This window comes from Carnimonas bestiolae (assembly GCF_051251145.1).
GTDB lineage: Bacteria > Pseudomonadota > Gammaproteobacteria > Pseudomonadales > Halomonadaceae > Carnimonas > Carnimonas bestiolae.
Window position 1 is genome coordinate 38,804 of the sequence record NZ_JBPCZK010000006.1, and the last position, 18,743, is coordinate 57,546.

An 18,743-nucleotide genomic window follows, 5' to 3' on the forward strand; every position below is an offset into this window, starting at 1 on the left:
GACAAAAAAGATCCGACCATCGCGCGCAGCAGCCAAGCGATGGTCGGACCTGTCAGTATGCGATGCTTGGCATCGTTTGGCGAGGGGCAACGGGCAAATCGACGTATCGAGGAGCATCGACAGCAAGCTCCCGATACTCCAAATCTACTGGCGTTGGTTTAAAGGCGCAGAGGCCGCTACTTCATTAATTGCTGAAGCACGCGCGCGATTACGCCAGCGGCGCGCCAGATAGCCGCGATACGGCGATCCGATCAGCGTGAGTACAAACAGCGCAAACTGCATCAGCACGATACAGGAACCGGGCGCAACGTTGGCGTGGAAGGCAATGATCAAACCACCCCACACCGAGAGCATGGCGGCCACCACGCCGATCACCATGCCGGTTATGAAACGGCGCGACATCAACGTGCCGATAGCACCCGGCGTTACCAGCATGGCAATCGCCTGCACCAGCCCCACCGCTTGCAGCGTGGACACCGTGGTGAGCGCCAGGCACATCAGCAGCAGCACGCGCAGAACCAGCGTGTTCAGCCCAATGACGCGCGCCTGCACAGCGTCGAAGCAGAACAACTTGAGATCACTGAACCTGAACACGACAATCAGCAGCGCAATGCCGCCCGCACTCAACAGCTGCAGACGTGCCTCGGGAGTGATACCCAGCAGATGCCCCAGCAGCACGTGCGAAAAGTGCACATTGCTCGACACCGTGCTCATCAAAATCAGCCCCAGCGCCAAGAAGCCGGTGAAGCAGATACCCAAGGCGGTGTCGGACTTGATCCGCGACCGGCCATCGACCCAGCCCGCCAGCATCACGCACAGAATGCCGCTGATCATCGCGCCGATCAGCATTGGTACCGCCGCCAGCCACGCCAGAATAATACCCGGCAGCACCGCATGAGATACGGCATCGCCCACCAGCGACCAGCCTTTGCTGACCACAAAGCACGAGATCACGCCGCAGCACAGCGCCCCAAAACAGCCCACCCATAGCGCTTCCCACATGAAATCGAAGGTGAAGGGATCGAACGCCAGTTGCCAAACCGCCTGCCAGAGATCAGCCATGCTGCCCCCCTCGAACGCGCCGTAGCCAGCCCGCACCACGCGGTGAGCACATCAGCACCGGGAAGAACACCAGGAATTGCAGCAGCACCACCGCACCGCCAGCGGACACATCGAGGAAGTAGCTCAGATAGACGCCAGCAAAGGCCAGGCCGCCGCCCAGCAGCGCCGAGCATAGCAGCATTACGGGAAAGCGCCGGGTCAATAAAAACGCCGTCGCTCCGGGGGTGATCATCATCGCCATCACCAAAATGGCACCTACCGCCTGCAGCGCGGCCACGGCGACCAGCGCTATCAAGGCCAGCATCAGCAACTGCAGCCAGCGCACCGACAGCCCTTGGCTGATCGCCTGATGCTCGTCGAAGGTAAACAGCAGCAAATCCTTCCAGCGCAGCACAATCACAACAATGCTGACCAGCGAGATCACCAGCAGTTGCACGGCATCATTGGGCGCAATACCCAACAGGTTGCCGAACAGAATGGTGGTCAGGGATAGCATGGATGGAAAGGCTGAAATCAGCAGCATGCCCACGGCGAAGAAGGCGGTAAACATCACCCCGATGGAGGTATCACCCTTCAGCCCGCTAAGCTTGCGCAGCGCACCAATGCCTAATGCCGCCAGCATGCCGGAAATGAAGGCACCCACCGCCAGCGGCCATGCCATCAAATGCGACACCACCACGCCCGGTACCACCGCGTGTGACAGCGCGTCGCCCAGCAGCGACCAGCCCTTCATGATCACGAAGCAGGACAATAGCCCGCAGGTTACCCCTATCACCGTCGCGACCCAGAAGCCGCGCACCATGAAGCTGTAGCCAAAAGGATCAAGCAACACGCTCATAGCGGATATTCCGCCTGCGTTGGCCGCGCCAATGCGCCACGATCCTCGTGCTGGGCTGCGCCAGTGACTTTGAGCAGTTCATTGACCACCCCACCGAAGGTGTCGGCAAGATGAGCCGCGGTGAACGTTTGGGCGGTAGGCCCGAAGGCGATCACGCGACGATTCAACATCAGCACCTGATCACTGTAATCAGGCACCGACGACAGGTTATGGGTGACGACCAGAATGGTGGTACCGGCATCCCGCTCGGCGCGCAGAATATCCAGCATATCGCTTTCAGTGGTCATATCGACGCCGGTAAACGGCTCGTCCAGCAGCATCAGGCGCGCCTGCTGGGCCAGCGCGCGGGCGATAAAGACGCGCTTTTTCTGCCCACCGGACAGCTCGCCAATCTGACGCTTGGCAAATGCCAGCATGCCTACTCGCTCAAGACTGTGCGCTACATGCCGCTTGTCTTCGCGGGAAGGAAGGCGCAGCCAATTCATCTGGCCCTGACGCCCCATCATCACCACGTCCTGTACCGATACCGGAAAATCCCAGTCGATATCGTCACTTTGCGGCACATAAGCGATGGTGTTGCGTTTGAGCATACGATTAACCGAACCACCGAACAGCCGAATGCTCCCTTGCTGCGGACGCTGAATACCCATCAGCGCCTTGCACAGGGTCGACTTCCCTCCGCCGTTGGCGCCCAGCACCGCGCAGATCGCACCGCTTGGCAGCTGCGCACTAACATCGTCGAGCGCAGTAACGCCGTTGCCATAGCCAACGCTCACCTGCTGAAGGTCGACGGCGAGGCTTTTATTACTTGCTGTCAACGCCGAACCCCTTAACGATGGTATTGGCATTGTGCCGCAGCATGCTCAGATAGTCGGGCACCGGGCCATCCTTCTTCGACAGCGAGTCGACATAGAGCACGCCCCCGAAGGCTGCGCCGGATTCGCTCGCCACCTGCTTCATCGCACGATCACTAACGGTGCTTTCACAAAATACCACCGGCACCTTGTTGTGCTTCACTTCGTCAACCACATTACGCACCTGACTTGGCGTGCCCTCTTCTTCTGAATTAACCGCCCACAGATAGAGCTCCTTGAAGCCATAGTCGCGCGCCAGGTAAGAGAATGCGCCTTCACAGCTAGCGAGCTGACGACGCGCTTTGGGAATACGCGCAAGTTGGTCGGCAATGGGCTTGTTGAGCGCTGCGATTTGCTGATTGTAGTGCTCGGCATTAGCGCGATAGGTGTCAGCGTTGGCGGGATCGAGCTTGATAAAGGCATCGCGAATATTGTTGACGTAAATGGCAGCGTTCGCCGGCGATATCCAGCCGTGCGGATTAGGCTGACCTTCGTAGGGGCCCTCGCGCAGTGACATGGGCTTAACGCCTTCCGAAAGCACCGCCACTGGCGTCGATTTCAGGTTGCCGTAGAAGCGCTCGAACCAGCGCTCCAGACCTAGCCCGTTCCACAGCACCAAATCGGCGCTGCGCGCCTTGATAATATCTTGCGGGGTGGGTTCGTAATCGTGAATTTCAGCGCCCGGCGGCGTAATGGACACCACCTCGAGTTTGTCACCCGCTACGTTTTGGGCCATATCCTGGATGACCGTAAAGGTTGTGGCGACCACCTTGCGATGCGAAGACGACGAAGAATCAGCCATCGCCCCCTGCGACAACATCAGCAGCACGGCAAGCACCGGCATCAACAGCAAGCGAAGCACCGTTCTCATAAAGAATCACTCCAGATGATCAGAACACGCAAAAAAAAGAGCCGCCCGTTGGGGGCGGCCCAAGTCGATATGGACGCACTCATAGTAACAATGATTCACAAGTGTTAAACAAGTGAATTTAGTAAACATTGGTTAAATTAAGATTCAATTCAACTCATCGGAGAGCGCTGAGTGTTCGCCGCAAACTGCCCGTTAAGGCAACACTACGCAGCAGGGAAGCAACGAAAAACGCGCAATAAGTGCAGACGCGCGACCTAGTACGCTATTCTGTCGATATTCAGAAATACTACAGCCGGATGCTTGACGCACGATCAGCGACTCACTCACCGTATCGCTGGCTGCGAACCGCCTGGTACTGGCTTACCATGCGCTTAAACATCCGTTCGATGACTGCGTTTCCGCGAGGCTCTAGTTTCACCATGCTGGTATCGATGCTCGACAACGACTTTTACAAGTTCACCATGCAGAACGCGGTAATCAAGCTATTTCCCCGCGCCCTCGCCCGCTACGCACTCATTGATCGCGACAATCGAGAATATCCCGCCGGCTTTGCTGAGCGTTTACGCAGCGCCGTGGATGCCATGGCCGAGCTAGCGCTAACGTCCGCTGAATGCGACTTCCTTGAGGAAACCTGCCCGTATCTCGATCCCACCTATCGAGATTTTTTGCAGGGATTTCGCTACGACCCTAGCGAAGTGACTATCTCGCAGGAAGGCACTTCGCTGTCGGTAGAGGTAGAAGGACTGTGGTACCGCACCATCTTGTGGGAAATTCCACTGCTGGCGCTGGTCAGTGAACTCTACTTCGAAAGCCTCGACGAACCGCGCGATAGCGATGAAGAAGTGCTCGCCAGAACACGTCAGAAGATCGAGCACTACCGCAACCTGGGGCTAAAGGTGGCAGAGTTTGGCACGCGCCGCCGCTACAGCTTTGCCCTGCACGATAAAATCGTCGATGTACTGCACCGTTACGGCGAGTCCACCTTTGTTGGTACCAGCAACGTCTATTTGGCCTATCGGCATGGCGTAAAACCACTCGGCACCCACGCCCATGAGTGGTTTATGTTCCATGCTGCACGCTATGGCTTCAAGGTGGCCAACAAGGTAGCGCTGAACAACTGGGTGGACGTGTATCGTGGCGATCTTGGCATCGCCCTGACCGATACCTTCACCACCGACGCCTTCTTCAGAAGCTTCGACAAGATGCTTGCCAAGCTGTTTGATGGGCTGCGCCACGACAGCGGCGATCCTATCGATTTCGCCGAACGCGCCATTGCTCACTACACCTCGCTCGGCATCGATCCGCACAGCAAGGTGATTATCTTTTCCGACGCGCTCGATCCTGAGAAAGTCGAGCGCATCGTGCGGTTTTGCAGCGGCAGAATCGGCATGTCGTTTGGCATCGGTACCAACTTCACCAACGATGTGGGCCTTACGCCAATGAACATCGTGATGAAGATGACCTCAACCAAAACCGACGATCACAGCGGTTGGCTGCCCACCGTCAAGCTGTCCGACATTGCCGGCAAAAATACCGGCGATCCCGACATGATCAAGCTGGCACGTCAGATTCTCGATATCACTGGCTAGACACTCGCGGCGCCAAGGCGACAAAAGGCCCGTCTGGACAATCGTCCAGACGGGCCTTTTGGAAGGGCACGACGCTGAAATATTAGCGCGTTAGCAGCGTAAGCCTGCCGGGCAACGCAGCCTTAGGCGCGACGCAGTAGCTCGCCGCTCTCCTCGACGGTCGCCTTGCCAGCACTCGATTTAGCGCCGGAGCGGGGTTGAGCAGCGGCCTGACCACGTGCACGCGCTAGCTCCATCAGCCCTTCCAACTGCTCCACGCTGATTTCGACGCGTTCAACGCGACCGCTCTCTGCCCACAACACCTCAAGAATCGGTTGGGCGTGGTACTGGTTCAGCCCGATAACGCGGCCAACCCGATCGTTCTCGGAGTCGCGCAAGGTTGAGCCAAGCAGATAATGAATGTCGCTGGTGAGAGGTGCTTTTCTGTAGCGCATGGCGGTATACCGACGAGTTATTGTTCACAAAATGAAGGGCCATCGCATGCTGCGTCATGAACACGCAGCGCGGCAGGCTTCCTTACAAGTGGCACTCTTTAAAAATGAGCCCACTTTCACAGATCCGTTACTTAATCGGGCAATCAGGAAACGCGATCAACGTGAACGCCATGGCACGGCACATCAGATTGACGTGCACGTAAAGCTAAAGCCTGCAGAACCCGAATTCCCTAAAGAAGGTAACGCTTACGGAAGCGTAAGACGAAAAGAAACATTTTCCAAGGGAAGAAGAGGATATTTGTCAACTTTTTTATTAGAAACCGCAAAAAATCGGCAAAAACGACCAATTTGACGCATTAACTAGCACAAAGTCGTACGTATGAGCGTTACCGCTAGCCACTATTTCATAATCACAGCGCGCTATCGGTCATTAAGCAAATGCGCGGAAGCATGCAAAAAAGAAATTAGTTGCTGTCACATACAGACATGGCTGAATGTTTAATTTATAGTTCATTAAGCTTGAATTCAGAAATTCTCAATCGTCGCGTTTTTTGACTCCTTAGACGCTTCACCTATATTGACATGATCCCATTGTGGCGGCAGGCGTCGAGGATCAGTAAAGAAGGCTGATCTTGCGCTGCACACCTTGATCAACCCTTTTTCTCAGTGTGAATGTGCTCAATCAGAACAGGTCTACTCAACGGAGCAACAGCATGCAAACCATACCGCAAAGCGCTCTCGTTATCGTAGACGTACAGTACGACTTTATGCCGGGGGGGCCGCTCGAATGCGTAGAAGCGGACGACATCATTGCGCCCCTGAACCTGTTGCTAGCCAAGCGGCAGTTTACCAAGGTGGTAATCACCCAGGACTGGCACCCCCATCACCATATCTCGTTTGCCAGCCGCCATCCCGGTGCTGAACCCTTCGACTTCATCGAGGTGAACGGCCTTCAGCAAGTGGTATGGCCCGATCACTGCATTCAGGGCAGCCCTGGGGCCGAGATGCATCGGGACGTTAATTGGCCGACGATCGATTTAAAGGTGCGGCTAGGCACCGATCCTCAGATTGACGCATACAGTGCCTTTCGCGACCTTCCTTCAAAAGATGAGCGGTGCCACTCCACGGGGCTTGCCAACTGGCTACGATCGCACAACATCACCGACGTTTATCTGTGCGGATTAACGCGTGACGTGTCGCTTTTATGGAGCGCGGAAGATGCCGTAGAGCTGGGGTTCAGAACGCACTTCCTGTGGGATATCACGCGTCCGATTACCTTCGAAAGTGATCCGGCGGTGCGTCAGCGCCTGACCGAGCTGGGCGTTATTATCCATGAGCAGCCGGTGACGGTAGAAAACGGCCATTGGACGCTGCCGCCATTGAAATTGCTTGCCAGCGACCAAACAGGTTAGAAATATCGCTATCGATGCAGAGGATTAAGCACTATCTTTACCGTCAGCGCACAATATCCAATGTCATCAGGCAGTTCACCCCTAAAGGAGCAGGCATATGAGCGACAACATCTATAAATCCGTAGAGCTAACCGGTTCGTCCACTACCTCCATCGAAGATGCCATTAACAAGGCAATCGCCAAGGCCAGTGAAACCATTCAGGACCTACAGTGGTTTGAAGTCACCAGCACGCGCGGACACATCGAAAACGGCAAGGTCGCGCACTGGCAGGTCTCTCTAAAGGTTGGTTTCAAGCTAGCCTGATAGCGTTATAATTTGCCCAACTCAACGAGCGGGATGCCACCCTTGATAGCGTGTGGTGTCCCGCTTCCTTTATGGGCGCACTGCCGCACGCCAGGTTGGATGCCTCCAGCCTCACTCGATCGGTCCAGCGAAGGTGCCCCACTACTGCTTTCTGACGTCAGGCGACACTGTAACGAGGCAGGCCTGCCTCGCTAGCAGCTCTAATAATGCGGCCGACAACGGCATCACAGCCGGCACTCTAACGTCCTTGGCTACGCGAATGATGGTGAGCACATAACATGAAGATTTTGATTCTCGGTGCAGGGCAGGTAGGCGGCACTTTGGCAGAGCATTTGGCCAGCGAAGAGAACGACATCACCGTGATCGACACCGATCTGCCGCGCCTGCGCGATCTGCATAATCGCTGTGAGATCAGCATCATGAACGGCCACGCCTCGCACCCATCGGTGCTGGCCGAAGCCGGCTGCGATAGCGCCGACATGCTGGTCGCCGTGACCAGCAATGACGAGCTGAATATGGTGGCCTGCCAGGTAGCCCATTCGCTGTTCAACACCCCCACCAAGATTGCCAGAGTGCGCTCGAGCGCCTATCTAACGCGCCGCGAGCTGTTCAACCCCAGCGCCATTCCGGTTGATGTTCTTATTAGCCCCGAGCAGGTGGTCACCACCCAAATCAGGCGCCTGATTGAGTATCCCGGCGCGCTTCAGGTACTCGACTTCGCCGAGGGGCGCGTGCAGTTGGTGGCCATGAAAGTGTACGCTGACAGTCCACTGGTCAATCGCAAGCTCAAGTCGCTCCACGAAACGCCTGAACGCCCCGATAGCTGGATTTGCGCGATCTATCGCGGCAACCGGCCGTTTATCCCCGATGGCAACACCATTATTCATCCCGAGGATGAAATCTTCTTCTTCGCGGCACGCCGTGATATTCGCAATGTCATGACCCGCATGAGGCGCGGCAGCCGCACGGTGCGTCAGGTGGTTATTGCTGGCGGCGGTAGAATAGGTGAGAAACTGGCGCAAGCCCTCGAACCCAATCATCGCGTCAAGCTGATTGAGCAGGATAACGAGCGCTGCCAAGCGCTGGCGGAGCTGTTCGATGACACCGTAATTCTGAACGGCTCGGCCACTTCCAAGCGCTTGCTTACCGACGAAAATATCGACGAGTGCGATATCTACTGCGCGCTGACCAACGATGATGAAGTCAACGTGATGTCGTCGATGCTGGCCAAGCGGCTTGGCGCGCGCAAGGTGCTGGCGCTGATCAACAACACCGCCTATGTCGATCTGGTGCAGGGTGCCGAGATCGATATCGCGATATCACCGGAACAGGCCACTATCAGCAGTCTGCTGGCGTACTTGCGTCACGGCGAAGTGGTCAATGTGCAGGCGTTAAGACGCGGCGCAGCGGAAGCCATCGAGTTGGTGATTCACGGCAACTCGCGCCACTCATCGGTGGTTGGCCGCTCAATCCGCGAACTGAATCTGCCCGAGGGTGCCACCATCGGCACCGTGATTCGCGGCGATGACGTACTGTTCGGCAAGGGCTCGCTACGTATTGAAGACGGCGATCACGTGATTCTATTGGTCACCGACAAACGCCAGCTGCGAGAAGTAGAGCGCCGGCTGCAAACCGATGGTCGGTTGCGCTAGGCGCTGGCATACTTTTTGGTTATGTTATATAATAACAATAAATCAGCGATCGACGACTCCCCTTTCGGTATCACCGAGGGCCGTTGTGATCCTGCCAACATACAAGGAGGCCAGCATGCGCGCCAATATTCATCCCGACTATCGCAAAGTGGTGTTCCACGATACCAACGCCGACACTTACTTCGTGGTGGGCTCCACCATCGAAGCCAAGGAAACCATCGAGTGGCAGGATGGCAACACCTATCCGCTGGTAAAACTCGATGTCTCCTCGGCGTCGCACCCTTTCTATACCGGCCAGCAACGTGCGGTTAGCAGCGAAGGCCGCGCCGCCCAATTCAAGCGCCGCTTCGGCTCGCTGGGCAGCCGTAAAGACTAACGCGGTTTTCCCACTCGCCAAAAACCAGCAAAGCCGCTATCGGAATCTACCGATAGCGGCTTTTTTGCGGCTGATCTTTTTACGGCATCGCGCTTGATACGCGTGCCGTTACAAAACGGTAGCCGTACGGCGCTTAGCTCACCACCTCAAGCTGTTTGATCGACAGCTCGGCCTTGCCCTCCAGCGCGCTTACCAAGGCCTTGAAATGCGCCGTGCTCGAGTGTGCATCGAGGGCTTCGGGCGACGCCCACTGCTCGATCATGTAGAAGGTGGTCGCGCTTTCGGGATCGCGATTGAGCTGATAGTGCTCGCAGCCTTCGTCCTGATGGGAAGGCGCAATCACTGCTTTCAGTGCGCTTAGCACCTCATCCGCGTATGCCTGCTGCGCTTCAACAGTAGCAATCAGGGTAATCGACATGCTTATGCTCCTTCACTAGGGAAACTAAGGCGCGCCAGCTGGCGGCGCATGGCAGCCGTATGCGACTCGAGCTGCTCATGACGGCGACTGGCCGCATAGCTTTCATTAAAAATATCGAAATAATCGTCCAGCACCTCGGCCGCGTGCTGATCACCGCCGACGCGCAGTAGCTCAGCGGCCACCTCCGCAGTGCACAGGTGCTGCGCCGAAGCCGGCGTGCGCAGCCGATAGCGGGTTACGCGATCAGTGCGCAGCGATACTATCGGTAGCCTATCAAGGTAAGGGCTGTGGCGGAACATCTTGCGCGCCTGACGCCAGGTGCCGTCGAGGATAATAAAGACCGGTATCTTGTCTTCCCCGGGATCCTGATAGCTAACAACTCGCTCGGCATAGTCCTGCTGGTCATCCGGGAAAATCAGGAACGGCGCAAAACGTGGATCAGCCAAGTGTTCGAGCAGGCGCGGATCTGGCTCGGTGCGTGCCCAGCTGAAAATCTCGGTATGCGGCAGACAATCCTTGATCAAACGGCCGGTATTGGTCGGCTTGTAGTGTTCCAGCCGATGCATAATCAGCCAGAACCTGACTCGCGAGTCGGTTTCTACACGATAAGGGCATAGGCAGTTGAGCTGCGGCAGTTGGCACGCGTCGCAGCGCACCACGAAGCTACCGCGCGCGGTAAAAGGCTTTCGCGCAGGGGCAGGCTCAGCCTGCGGTGCAAAAGCGTGTTCAGCGGAAGATGAAGCAGAGGTCATGAGGCATTCTTGTCAGCGGAATCAGCGGCGGCTTGCTGGATGGGATGGCGTTTCCACCACGCGGCCAGCAAAGAGCCAGAGATATTATGCCACACTGAAAACAGCGCTCCCGGCAAGGCCGACATCGGTGAGAAGAAATTTTGCGCCAGCGTGACTGCCAGCGCCGAATTCTGCATCCCAACCTCGAACGCCAGCGTGCGGCTTTTGCTGACATCGAGCCCGCACAGGCGACCGCCCCAATAGCCCCCCGCGAGCCCTACGCCGTTGTGCAGAATAACGGCCAGCGCCACCAGCGGCCCCAACTGGGCAAGATGCGATTCGTTGGCGGCTACCACCACGCCGATGATGATCAGAATCGATACCACCGCCACGCTTGCCAGACACGACTCCCAGCGCTTGATGCGCGCTCCCACACACTGGTGCACCACCACACCGAGTATCACCGGTAGCAGCACCAGCTTGGCAATGCTCGTTAGCATCGCAGACACCGGTACGCTGACGCTCTGCCCTACCAGCCCCCACACAATCAGCGGCGTTAGCACTGCCGACAGCAGCGTCGAGACAATCGCCAGGCTGACCGCCAGTGCCACGTTACCGCCCGAAATCCAGCACATCACATTAGAAGCCGTGCCGCTTGATACCGCACCCACCAGTAACATGCCGGTGGTTAATTCCGGCGATAGCCCCAGTAGCAGCGCAATCGCCCAGGCCGCCAGCGGCATCAGCGTATAGTGCAACACCAGCCCCAGCGCCAGCGCACGCGGCTGGCGAAATACCGCCACGAAGTCGGCGCGCGAGAGGGTAACGCCCATCAGGAACATGATTAGCATCAGCAGCGGAGAGACCCACCCTGACAGCGCCAATAAAGGCGCAGGCATCAGCACTGCGGTTGCAGCGACAAGCACTGCCCACAGCGGAAAGAGACGATTAAAAGCGTCAACCATGTAGAGATTCAGACCCGAAGCAAAGAAGAATAATCAGGCGTCGGAGTTACACGGCAGCGGTTGTATGGGAACCGACAGCTGCCCGACATGACGCCAGTGCTCAACCAGATAGGGCACGCCACGGGTAGCAGCTGCAGCAATCGGTCTTACCCCACGGGGGGCAACAGTATGCGCGTTGGGATCGACCAGCACGCGGGGAACATCGAGGGCGGTATGCTCAATTAACCCGGCCACCGGCATGACTTCGAGCGAGGTGCCGACCACCAGCAGCAGATGCGCGCTGGCCACTAGATCGACGGCTTGCTCAAGGTACTTCACCGGCTCGCCAAACCATACAACATGTGGGCGCAATTGGCTGCCCCTGGGGCATAAATCGCCAAGCTGGATATCGCCGTTCGCATTCAGCGGGAAGCGCTGTTCGGGATTGTCGGAAGCACAGGCTTCCAGGGCGCTACCGTGTAAATGGAGCACCTCGCTAGAGCCGGCACGCTCATGCAAATCGTCGATGTTTTGGGTGAGGATGGACACCCTGAATCCGTCGCGTTCGAGAGCGGCCAGCGCACGATGCGCCGCGTTTGGCTCAGCCTGCTGAATAGCACGGCGGCGCTCACGGTAGAAGGCCAGCACCTGCTCAGGATCGCGCTGCCATCCCTGCGGCGTAGCGACGTCTTCTACACGGTGTTGGGCCCATAGCCCATCGCTGGCGCGATAGAGCTCAAGCCCGCTTTCGGCGCTAATGCCCGCACCGCTTAACACTACCAAATGACGCATATGGCTCCCCCACCACGGCCCCGGTGCCATCTGAACGGTGCAGCGTCGGCTCGGGCATGAATATGGCTGGCGCTGCACGCCAGCAGAACAAGCCCTGGACTTCTGTATTGAGCGCGATCACTTGCCAGATCGAACCACGGAATGCGAACAATGAACGCCGCACTGCAGCCCCTTCAACAGACAGCGCGGCAGCCCTTAAGAGACTAGCCACAAGATGGACGGGATGCCCTTATGCAAAAGGATGATGGGCAGTGATCGTGATTGTTCGGGGGGGGGAAGGCGTGGTATGCAGGCTTTTAAGCTTAAAGAAATATTGTTTTGGCTATCGCCAGCATAGTTATAAGAAAATACTATCGTATTGAGGGTTTAGATAGTATCTGATCGCTAAAATTAAATTCCACTCTCTCAACAGGGATAGCGATCATGCCAAACGCGGCTATTTTACGCCGATCGATGCTGGCTGCCGCAGTGAGTCTGGTACTCAGCGGCACAGCGCAAGCGGCCACCATTACTACCGATGCGGGCGCACCGGTGGGTGATAACGATAATTCTCAAACCGCCGGCCCTAATGGCCCCACCTTGTTGGAAGACTCGCATTTGATCGAAAAGCTCCAGCGCTTCGACCGCGAACGTATTCCTGAACGTGTCGTGCACGCACGCGGCACTGGTGCCTTCGGTTACTTCACACCGAGCGCTGATATCTCATCACTGACCAAAGCACAGGTGTTTACGCCTGGTGCCAAAACGCCGGTATTCGTGCGCTTCTCAACGGTAATGGGCTATCGCGGCTCGCCTGAGCAGGCGCGTGACCCACGCGGCTTCGCGACCAAGTTCTATACCAAGCAGGGTAACTGGGATCTGGTAGGCATTAACTGGCCGATTTTCTTTATTCGCGATGCGATCAAGTTCCCCGACTTCGTGCATGCCAACAAGCCCAGCGCGGTGACCGGCGTTCAGGATCCCAACCTGCAGTTCGACTTCTTCGCGCATACGCCTGAAGCCACCAACATGCTGACGCACCTTTACACCACTGAGGGAATGCCCGATTCCTATCGCCATATGGATGGCTGGGGCGTGCATGCCTTCAAAATGGTGAACGCCAAAGGTGAAGTGCATTACGTCAAATTCCACTGGAAATCCCAGCAGGGTATCCACGGTATTCGCCCGCAGGACATTCCTGCATCCATTGGCAAGGATTGGAACCTCAACACCGACGATCTGTACGCCAATATCAATAAGGGCAACTTCCCCAAATGGGACCTTTATATTCAGGTGCTGACACCCAAGCAATTGGGACGCTTCAAGTTCAACGCGCTGGATGACACCAAGGTGTGGACCGATGTGCCCGAGCGCAAGATTGGCACCATGACCCTTAACAAGGTGCCGCATAACTACTTCGAAACCACCGAAGAATCGGCCTTCGCACCGTCGCGCATGGTACCGGGCATCGAACCGTCAGAAGATCGCATGCTGCAGGGCCGTCTGTTCGCTTACGCCGATGCGCAAATGTATCGCGTGGGAGCCAACTACCAGAGCCTGCCGATTAACCGCCCGATCGTGCCGGTTTCCAATGGCCAGCAGGATGGCGCAATGAACAGCGGTGATCGTCAGGGTGAAGCCAACTTCGATCCATCGACCATTGGCGATAATCACGCCAACCCGAGCGTCCGTCAGGTAGAAACGCCGCTAAGCGGCACCACGCAGCAGCGCGCCATCGATAAGAAATATCCGTTCCTGCAGGCCGGTGAATACTACCGCTCACTGTCGGAGATGGATAAAAACGATCTGATTACCGCGCTCTCCGGCGATCTGAGCAAGGTCAAGAACGACGCCGACAAGTACCAGATGCTGGCGTACTTCTACAAGGCTGATAGCCAGTACGGCAGCCGCTTGAGCTCGGCCACTCATAGCGACCTGGGACGCGTTAAGTCGATCGCCAGCAAGCTGGACGACAACTACTCAGACAGTGATCACCCCTAACAGACCGCTGGCCTGAATGGCGCCAAGCAGCGCGTGAATAACGCAAGGCCGTTCGGTATTCGCTTACCGGCGGCCTTGTTGCTTTCCCCGAGCCGCGCCCGACGCGCACTTCGGCTTTCGAGCGGTATGAGCCCGGTGCAGACAGCGTCTACCGGCAGTCGGGAAGATCACGTGCTGACCTTTTTCATTCTCTCATTGCGATACTCCACCATGACCAGAAAAAAGAAGCTCACGCTCTCTGCGCTGATCATCGTCGTTATTGCGCTGATAGCGACCTACTTTCTATCACCACGGGTGAGGCTATGGATAACCCCCTTCGCGCCCCCCGATCATGGCAAGCAGGTCGATCTGCAAAAATACGACGGTGCCTGGTTCGATGCCACCCGGATGGGCAGAATCGATATTCTTAGCGCACTACACGACGCGGGTTATCCCCTCGACCGTCAAACCGGCGCCGGCTATACCGCCGTGATACTGGCGGCCTACGATGATCAGCCCAAGGCGCTGGATTGGCTGCTACACCAGGGTGCCAACGCTTGTTTGGGTGACAGCAACGGTAATACCGCTCTAATGGGGGCGCTCTACAAGGGCGAAAATGCCATTGCCGAGCGCTTGCTGGATACCTCCTGCTCACTTGAGCAGCGCAACAACGCTGGAGAGACCGCCGTCGCCTTCGCCACTTTGTTTGGTCGCACTCAGTTGCTGACTGAGCTCGCCAAACGTGGTGCCGATCTCTCTGCCCGCGATGCACGTGGCGAAACGCCGAAGATGGTGGCCGCGCGTCAAGGCAACCAGCGCATGGTAGATGCACTTAACGCCCTACAGCACCCCGAGCAATAACGACGCTACTGCGTGCATGGCACGCGGTGCGGATTATCGCTGTCCGGCGCACCAGTGGGACTGCTCTCGTGCAAAACAGCGCCGATGGATGACGTCAGCGCTGCTCAGCCTGTATGCTACGCAGCCTTATGAAGGGGTGCCGCTGAGCGCATCAGTGGCCCCGTTAGCCATCTCACCCTATTTTGCTTTTATCACTGTTGCGACCACGAGCTTTTGCATGAACAGTCCCTCTGCGTATTCCTCCGATTTCAACACTTCCCCGCAGGATGACGGCGAGCTGCGCTTCGGTGGGATTCAGCGCTTACTCGGCCGGAGTACGCTGAAGGCACTGCAACAGGCGCATATTGCCGTGATTGGCGTGGGCGGTGTGGGCAGCTGGAGCGTTGAAGCATTGGCGCGCTCTGGGGTGGGCGAGCTGACCTTGATTGATCTGGACGACGTGTGCGTATCCAACATCAACCGCCAACTGCATGCCCTCGACGGCCAGATCGGTCGCCCCAAGGTAGACGTACTGGCAGAGCGCGCAAGGTTGATTAATCCCACGCTTAAGGTGCACGCCGTCAGCGCGTTCATTACCCCGCACAATCTCGATCAGTTGCTTGGTGAAGAGATCGATCACGTGATCGATGCGATCGATTCACTGGCGGCCAAAACCGCGCTGGTGGCGCACTGCAAGGCACGCGATATGGGGCTAACGGTCACCGGTGCAGCCGGCGGCCTGATCGATCCAACGCGCATTGCGCAGCGTGATCTGGCGCGTACCGAATACGATCCGCTGCTGGCCAAGCTACGCCGCAATCTGCGCAAGCAGCACGGCTTCCCGCGCGATCCTAAACGACGCTTTGGGATTACCTGCATCTGTTCCGATGAACAGCGCCGCTATCCTTCCAGCGATGGCGAGGTGTGCCGCGCCAAGCCCGCCCCCGGCGAATCAACGCGGCTCGACTGCGCCTCCGGTTTTGGCGCAGCCACCTTCGTGACCGGCAGCTTCGGGTTTGCCGCAGCGGCGCACGCGGTATCATGCTTCTCAGCTACGGCATCCGCGTAGCCACTGATCCGCTATCATCGTGGTGTGCCTGAACAGCGAATGATTGCAGCCGCTGGCCGCCGTTTTTCTTACCGCTCGCAGGAGCCATCGCTATGACACAAGCGCCCGTTCGTGGCATCTATCGACACTACAAAGGCGCGCTCTATGAAGTGCTCGACTGCGCACGCCATAGCGAAAGCGAGGAGCAGCTGGTGGTCTATCGCGCGCTTTACGGTGATTACGGGCTGTGGTGTCGACCGCTAGCGATGTTTCTCGAGCAGATCGAGCGCGATGGCCAGACAGAGCCACGCTTCGCGCTGGTAAAGGCGTTCGCCGCGCAATAGCCGCCATGCGCTAAAAAACGGCTGCTGAGTGGAATCGAAAAGGCCGCGCCCTTGATAGGCGCGGCCTTTTGTTGTCGCGAGAGGCATGCCCGAATGAACTTCCCCGCCGCCCATTAAACGATGATGATTGAGCGTCGCTAACCGTTTTTGCGTAACAGATAAAACGCGACCAGATAGCACGCGATAATCGGCAGCAGCACCGACCACAGCGGTGAAAACCCCAGCAGCACCGACGCCGGCGCGAGCAAGTCCTGCAGGTACTTCACACACAGCCCCACCACAATACCGATGAAGATGCGTGTGCCCGCTGTTTTAGTACGCAGCGGCCCAAACACAAAGGACGCCGCGACCAGCATCAGCCCTACAAAGGTCAACGGCTGGAACAGCTTCTGCCAGAAGAACAGCCATGCATCGTTGCTGCTGATACCCTGGCTGTCCTGATAGTGAGCGAACTCCCACAGACTGGTCAGCGGCTGAGTATCAAGATCCATGATGGCCAACGCCAAAAAGCGCGGGTCGAAGCGCGTATCCCACGCCGCTGAATCGCTGTGCTGGGAAGTTGTACCGCCATCTTCAAAGCGCGTGGTATTGATGTTTTCGAGGCGCCAGTGCTGCTCATGTTCATTCCACAGCGCGCGCTGGGCATAGCTGGCTTCGACCACGCGATTGTTCTGGTAGCGATAACGCGCTACGCCAATCAGCGTATTGTTCGAGGTGATGGCACCAAACTTGTAGAAAGTGTCGCCCTCAATTTGCCAACTGCCCTTGCCCAACGCCTGAGCATCGTTTTGCAAACGCTCGGCGCGATAGGTTTCCGCCGCTTGCTCGGTATGCGGCACCACCCATTGTCCGATGGCCATCATCAGCACAATCACCACTACCAATGGTTTCAGCACCGCGATAATCAGACGCGTAATCGAGCTACCCGCCGCGCGCATTGCGGTTAGCTCGTTAGCGCCCGCCATCGACCCTAGCCCCAGCAAACCGCCCAGTAGTACTGCCAGCGGCGCGTACTCATAGATACGCCACGGCAAGCGCATCAGTTGGAAGGCAATCAGCTGTATAAAGCCGTAATCGCCGGAAATATCGTCGACCGACCCCAATAAGCCAATCGAAAAATCCAGCGCCAGCAGCGTGAATTCGACGATGAGCATGGCCGCCAGTACCGTGCGCGCGACGTAGCGATCAAACAACGAAAACATTAGCGCGCCCCCCGCTGTCCAAAGGTCTGCTGCAACAGCCACAAACCGATTAGCAAGAACAGCACGTGCACCGGCCACACGCCTATCCAATCAGGCATTCGCCCCTCTTTGACCATATTAGACACGGCAATCAGCGCACTCAGGTAGATAACGTGCAGCACAATGGCGGGCAGCAGCTTGGCGAAGCGACCGTGGCGCGGATTCACCTTCGACAGCGACATCGCCAACAGCGCCAGTACAGGAATCATCAGCGGCAGACTGAGGCGGAACTGCAGCTCACCGAGCGCCTGTTCACCACCTTCACGCCACAGCTGCGGCGAAGACTGCATGGTGACCGCATCGAAGTTAGCGCGCGAGTTGGCAGTGCGCAGCAGGAAGGCGTAGCTGGCAAACTTCATTTCATCCGCCACTTTATCGCCCGCCACAATCGACTGGCGGAAGCCATCGCGCAGCATCAGGTAGCGGTCACCGGTTTTCGGATTGGTGTATTGCACCCCCAGATCGGCGCGAGTCAACACCGTAGGTTTGCCGGCCTGCTCTTCACTGATAAACACATGATGCATTTCAGTGTGGTCACGATTGATCTCGCCAATATAGGCGGTGCGCCCCGAACCAATCGGCTGGAAACGTCCCGGCGTCAGAATGCTGAAGTCGAGCTGAGATTTTTGCTGATCGAGGGCCTGAGCGGTGGCCTTGGTGGCCGCAGGATTTAGCCACAGCGAACACAGCGCTACCGCTATCGCGGTGATCACCCCGGGCCAGAGAGAAATACCCAGCAATCGCGAGGGGCTGAACCCGCACGCCTGCAACACGGTCATTTCGCTATTAAGGTAGAGCTGACCGTAGGCCAGCAGGAAACCAAGAAAGAACGCCAACGGCAAAATCAGCTGAATGAAGCCGGGAAAGTGGAACAGCATCAGGTTGCCCACCAGGCTCACCGGCAGTTCGCCTGCGGCGGCGTCAGCAATGTAGCGAATAAAGCGACTGCCGGTGATCACCAGCAACAGCACCGCTGCCACCGCAATCATGGTGATCATGATTTCACGAATCAAATAGCGGAAAATAACCAACGT

The 18,743-nt window shown here is 57.3% G+C and carries 21 protein-coding genes; 10 read left to right on the top strand and 11 right to left on the bottom strand.

What is annotated here, in order from left to right:
- Positions 1-144 precede the first annotated feature (144 nt).
- Genes R84865_RS08635 through R84865_RS08650 form a run of 4 tightly spaced genes read right to left on the bottom strand, consistent with a single transcriptional unit; the run spans position 145 to position 3,625 of the window.
- Positions 145-1,062 carry a metal ABC transporter permease gene (locus R84865_RS08635; protein WP_435639396.1) on the bottom strand — a complete coding sequence of 306 codons (918 nt, stop codon included), beginning with the start codon at positions 1,060-1,062 and terminating at the stop codon, positions 145-147.
- Positions 1,055-1,900, bottom strand: coding sequence for a metal ABC transporter permease (locus R84865_RS08640; protein WP_435639397.1), 846 nt, complete (start codon positions 1,898-1,900; stop codon positions 1,055-1,057). Before R84865_RS08640 ends, R84865_RS08635 begins: the two co-directional genes overlap by 8 nt.
- On the bottom strand, positions 1,897-2,718 hold the full coding sequence (locus R84865_RS08645) for a metal ABC transporter ATP-binding protein (RefSeq protein WP_435639398.1): 822 nt from the start codon (positions 2,716-2,718) through the stop codon (positions 1,897-1,899). The genes R84865_RS08640 and R84865_RS08645 overlap by 4 nt, the downstream gene beginning before the upstream one ends.
- Positions 2,705-3,625: a metal ABC transporter substrate-binding protein gene (locus R84865_RS08650; RefSeq protein WP_435639399.1), complete on the bottom strand. Its 921-nt coding sequence runs from the start codon at positions 3,623-3,625 to the stop codon at positions 2,705-2,707. Before R84865_RS08650 ends, R84865_RS08645 begins: the two co-directional genes overlap by 14 nt.
- Positions 3,626-3,990: 365 nt before the next feature.
- On the opposite strand from R84865_RS08650, the gene pncB reads away from it, so the two are divergent.
- Positions 3,991-5,214, top strand: coding sequence for a nicotinate phosphoribosyltransferase (pncB, locus tag R84865_RS08655; protein ID WP_435639400.1), 1,224 nt, complete (start codon positions 3,991-3,993; stop codon positions 5,212-5,214).
- 122 nt (positions 5,215-5,336) lie between these two features.
- Here pncB and R84865_RS08660 read toward each other — a convergent pair whose 3' ends face one another.
- Complete coding sequence (locus R84865_RS08660) at positions 5,337-5,648, bottom strand: hypothetical protein (RefSeq protein WP_435639401.1); 312 nt, start codon at positions 5,646-5,648, stop codon at positions 5,337-5,339.
- A 46-nt stretch (positions 5,649-5,694) separates the two neighbouring features.
- Here R84865_RS08660 and R84865_RS08665 point away from each other — a divergent pair, with 46 nt between their 5' ends.
- The 5 genes from R84865_RS08665 to R84865_RS08685 all read left to right on the top strand — a co-directional run bounded on the left by R84865_RS08665 (position 5,695) and on the right by R84865_RS08685 (position 9,392).
- Positions 5,695-6,000, top strand: a complete 306-nt coding sequence (locus R84865_RS08665) for a hypothetical protein (protein WP_435631318.1) — start codon at positions 5,695-5,697, stop codon at positions 5,998-6,000.
- Positions 6,001-6,361: 361 nt separating this feature from the next.
- A complete protein-coding gene (locus tag R84865_RS08670; RefSeq protein ID WP_435631317.1) occupies positions 6,362-7,060 on the top strand; it encodes a nicotinamidase in 699 nt (232 codons plus the stop codon).
- Between the two features lie 97 nt (positions 7,061-7,157).
- On the top strand, positions 7,158-7,364 hold the full coding sequence (locus R84865_RS08675; RefSeq protein WP_435638092.1) for a dodecin: 207 nt from the start codon (positions 7,158-7,160) through the stop codon (positions 7,362-7,364).
- A gap of 278 nt (positions 7,365-7,642) precedes the next feature.
- Positions 7,643-9,016 (top strand): Trk system potassium transporter TrkA, encoded by a 1,374-nt coding sequence (gene trkA / locus R84865_RS08680; protein ID WP_435631315.1) that lies wholly within the window; start codon positions 7,643-7,645, stop codon positions 9,014-9,016.
- 115 nt (positions 9,017-9,131) lie between these two features.
- Positions 9,132-9,392: a type B 50S ribosomal protein L31 gene (locus R84865_RS08685; protein WP_435631314.1), complete on the top strand. Its 261-nt coding sequence runs from the start codon at positions 9,132-9,134 to the stop codon at positions 9,390-9,392.
- A gap of 133 nt (positions 9,393-9,525) precedes the next feature.
- Here R84865_RS08685 and R84865_RS08690 read toward each other — a convergent pair whose 3' ends face one another.
- The 4 genes from R84865_RS08690 to R84865_RS08705 are packed head-to-tail and all read right to left on the bottom strand — an operon-like array spanning position 9,526 to position 12,277.
- Positions 9,526-9,810, bottom strand: coding sequence for a putative quinol monooxygenase (locus tag R84865_RS08690; RefSeq protein ID WP_435639402.1), 285 nt, complete (start codon positions 9,808-9,810; stop codon positions 9,526-9,528).
- A gap of 2 nt (positions 9,811-9,812) precedes the next feature.
- Positions 9,813-10,562 carry a tRNA-uridine aminocarboxypropyltransferase gene (locus R84865_RS08695; protein ID WP_435639403.1) on the bottom strand — a complete coding sequence of 250 codons (750 nt, stop codon included), beginning with the start codon at positions 10,560-10,562 and terminating at the stop codon, positions 9,813-9,815.
- Positions 10,559-11,506, bottom strand: a complete 948-nt coding sequence (locus R84865_RS08700; protein WP_435639404.1) for a bile acid:sodium symporter family protein — start codon at positions 11,504-11,506, stop codon at positions 10,559-10,561. The genes R84865_RS08695 and R84865_RS08700 overlap by 4 nt, the downstream gene beginning before the upstream one ends.
- A gap of 33 nt (positions 11,507-11,539) precedes the next feature.
- A complete protein-coding gene (locus R84865_RS08705; RefSeq protein ID WP_435639405.1) occupies positions 11,540-12,277 on the bottom strand; it encodes an SIR2 family NAD-dependent protein deacylase in 738 nt (245 codons plus the stop codon).
- 423 nt (positions 12,278-12,700) lie between these two features.
- Between R84865_RS08705 and R84865_RS08710 the strand changes: the two genes are divergently transcribed.
- The 4 genes from R84865_RS08710 (at position 12,701) to R84865_RS08725 (ending at position 16,468) form a co-directional block, all read left to right on the top strand.
- Positions 12,701-14,257 (top strand): catalase, encoded by a 1,557-nt coding sequence (locus tag R84865_RS08710; protein ID WP_435631309.1) that lies wholly within the window; start codon positions 12,701-12,703, stop codon positions 14,255-14,257.
- A gap of 210 nt (positions 14,258-14,467) precedes the next feature.
- A complete protein-coding gene (locus R84865_RS08715; protein WP_435639406.1) occupies positions 14,468-15,097 on the top strand; it encodes an ankyrin repeat domain-containing protein in 630 nt (209 codons plus the stop codon).
- Between the two features lie 217 nt (positions 15,098-15,314).
- On the top strand, positions 15,315-16,145 hold the full coding sequence (tcdA, locus tag R84865_RS08720; RefSeq protein WP_435639407.1) for a tRNA cyclic N6-threonylcarbamoyladenosine(37) synthase TcdA: 831 nt from the start codon (positions 15,315-15,317) through the stop codon (positions 16,143-16,145).
- A gap of 92 nt (positions 16,146-16,237) precedes the next feature.
- Positions 16,238-16,468, top strand: a complete 231-nt coding sequence (locus R84865_RS08725; protein ID WP_435631306.1) for a DUF1653 domain-containing protein — start codon at positions 16,238-16,240, stop codon at positions 16,466-16,468.
- Between the two features lie 137 nt (positions 16,469-16,605).
- Here R84865_RS08725 and lptG read toward each other — a convergent pair whose 3' ends face one another.
- Positions 16,606-17,670 carry an LPS export ABC transporter permease LptG gene (gene lptG, locus R84865_RS08730; RefSeq protein ID WP_435638098.1) on the bottom strand — a complete coding sequence of 355 codons (1,065 nt, stop codon included), beginning with the start codon at positions 17,668-17,670 and terminating at the stop codon, positions 16,606-16,608.
- A complete protein-coding gene (gene lptF / locus R84865_RS08735; protein ID WP_435638099.1) occupies positions 17,670-18,740 on the bottom strand; it encodes an LPS export ABC transporter permease LptF in 1,071 nt (356 codons plus the stop codon). The genes lptG and lptF overlap by 1 nt, the downstream gene beginning before the upstream one ends.
- Positions 18,741-18,743 lie beyond the last annotated feature (3 nt).

Coding starts and splice junctions, on each gene's coding strand:
- R84865_RS08640 (WP_435639397.1), bottom strand. CDS start 1,900: ATGAGCGTGTTGCTTGATCCTTTTGGCTACAGCTTCATGGTGCGCGGC.
- R84865_RS08660 (WP_435639401.1), bottom strand. CDS start 5,648: ATGCGCTACAGAAAAGCACCTCTCACCAGCGACATTCATTATCTGCTT.
- R84865_RS08695 (WP_435639403.1), bottom strand. CDS start 10,562: ATGACCTCTGCTTCATCTTCCGCTGAACACGCTTTTGCACCGCAGGCT.
- R84865_RS08685 (WP_435631314.1), top strand. CDS start 9,132: ATGCGCGCCAATATTCATCCCGACTATCGCAAAGTGGTGTTCCACGAT.
- R84865_RS08700 (WP_435639404.1), bottom strand. CDS start 11,506: ATGGTTGACGCTTTTAATCGTCTCTTTCCGCTGTGGGCAGTGCTTGTC.
- R84865_RS08710 (WP_435631309.1), top strand. CDS start 12,701: ATGCCAAACGCGGCTATTTTACGCCGATCGATGCTGGCTGCCGCAGTG.
- R84865_RS08715 (WP_435639406.1), top strand. CDS start 14,468: ATGACCAGAAAAAAGAAGCTCACGCTCTCTGCGCTGATCATCGTCGTT.
- R84865_RS08705 (WP_435639405.1), bottom strand. CDS start 12,277: ATGCGTCATTTGGTAGTGTTAAGCGGTGCGGGCATTAGCGCCGAAAGC.
- R84865_RS08650 (WP_435639399.1), bottom strand. CDS start 3,625: ATGAGAACGGTGCTTCGCTTGCTGTTGATGCCGGTGCTTGCCGTGCTG.
- lptG (WP_435638098.1), bottom strand. CDS start 17,670: ATGTTTTCGTTGTTTGATCGCTACGTCGCGCGCACGGTACTGGCGGCC.
- tcdA (WP_435639407.1), top strand. CDS start 15,315: ATGAACAGTCCCTCTGCGTATTCCTCCGATTTCAACACTTCCCCGCAG.
- pncB (WP_435639400.1), top strand. CDS start 3,991: ATGCGCTTAAACATCCGTTCGATGACTGCGTTTCCGCGAGGCTCTAGT.
- R84865_RS08675 (WP_435638092.1), top strand. CDS start 7,158: ATGAGCGACAACATCTATAAATCCGTAGAGCTAACCGGTTCGTCCACT.
- R84865_RS08665 (WP_435631318.1), top strand. CDS start 5,695: ATGCTGCGTCATGAACACGCAGCGCGGCAGGCTTCCTTACAAGTGGCA.
- trkA (WP_435631315.1), top strand. CDS start 7,643: ATGAAGATTTTGATTCTCGGTGCAGGGCAGGTAGGCGGCACTTTGGCA.
- R84865_RS08690 (WP_435639402.1), bottom strand. CDS start 9,810: ATGTCGATTACCCTGATTGCTACTGTTGAAGCGCAGCAGGCATACGCG.
- R84865_RS08670 (WP_435631317.1), top strand. CDS start 6,362: ATGCAAACCATACCGCAAAGCGCTCTCGTTATCGTAGACGTACAGTAC.
- R84865_RS08635 (WP_435639396.1), bottom strand. CDS start 1,062: ATGGCTGATCTCTGGCAGGCGGTTTGGCAACTGGCGTTCGATCCCTTC.
- R84865_RS08725 (WP_435631306.1), top strand. CDS start 16,238: ATGACACAAGCGCCCGTTCGTGGCATCTATCGACACTACAAAGGCGCG.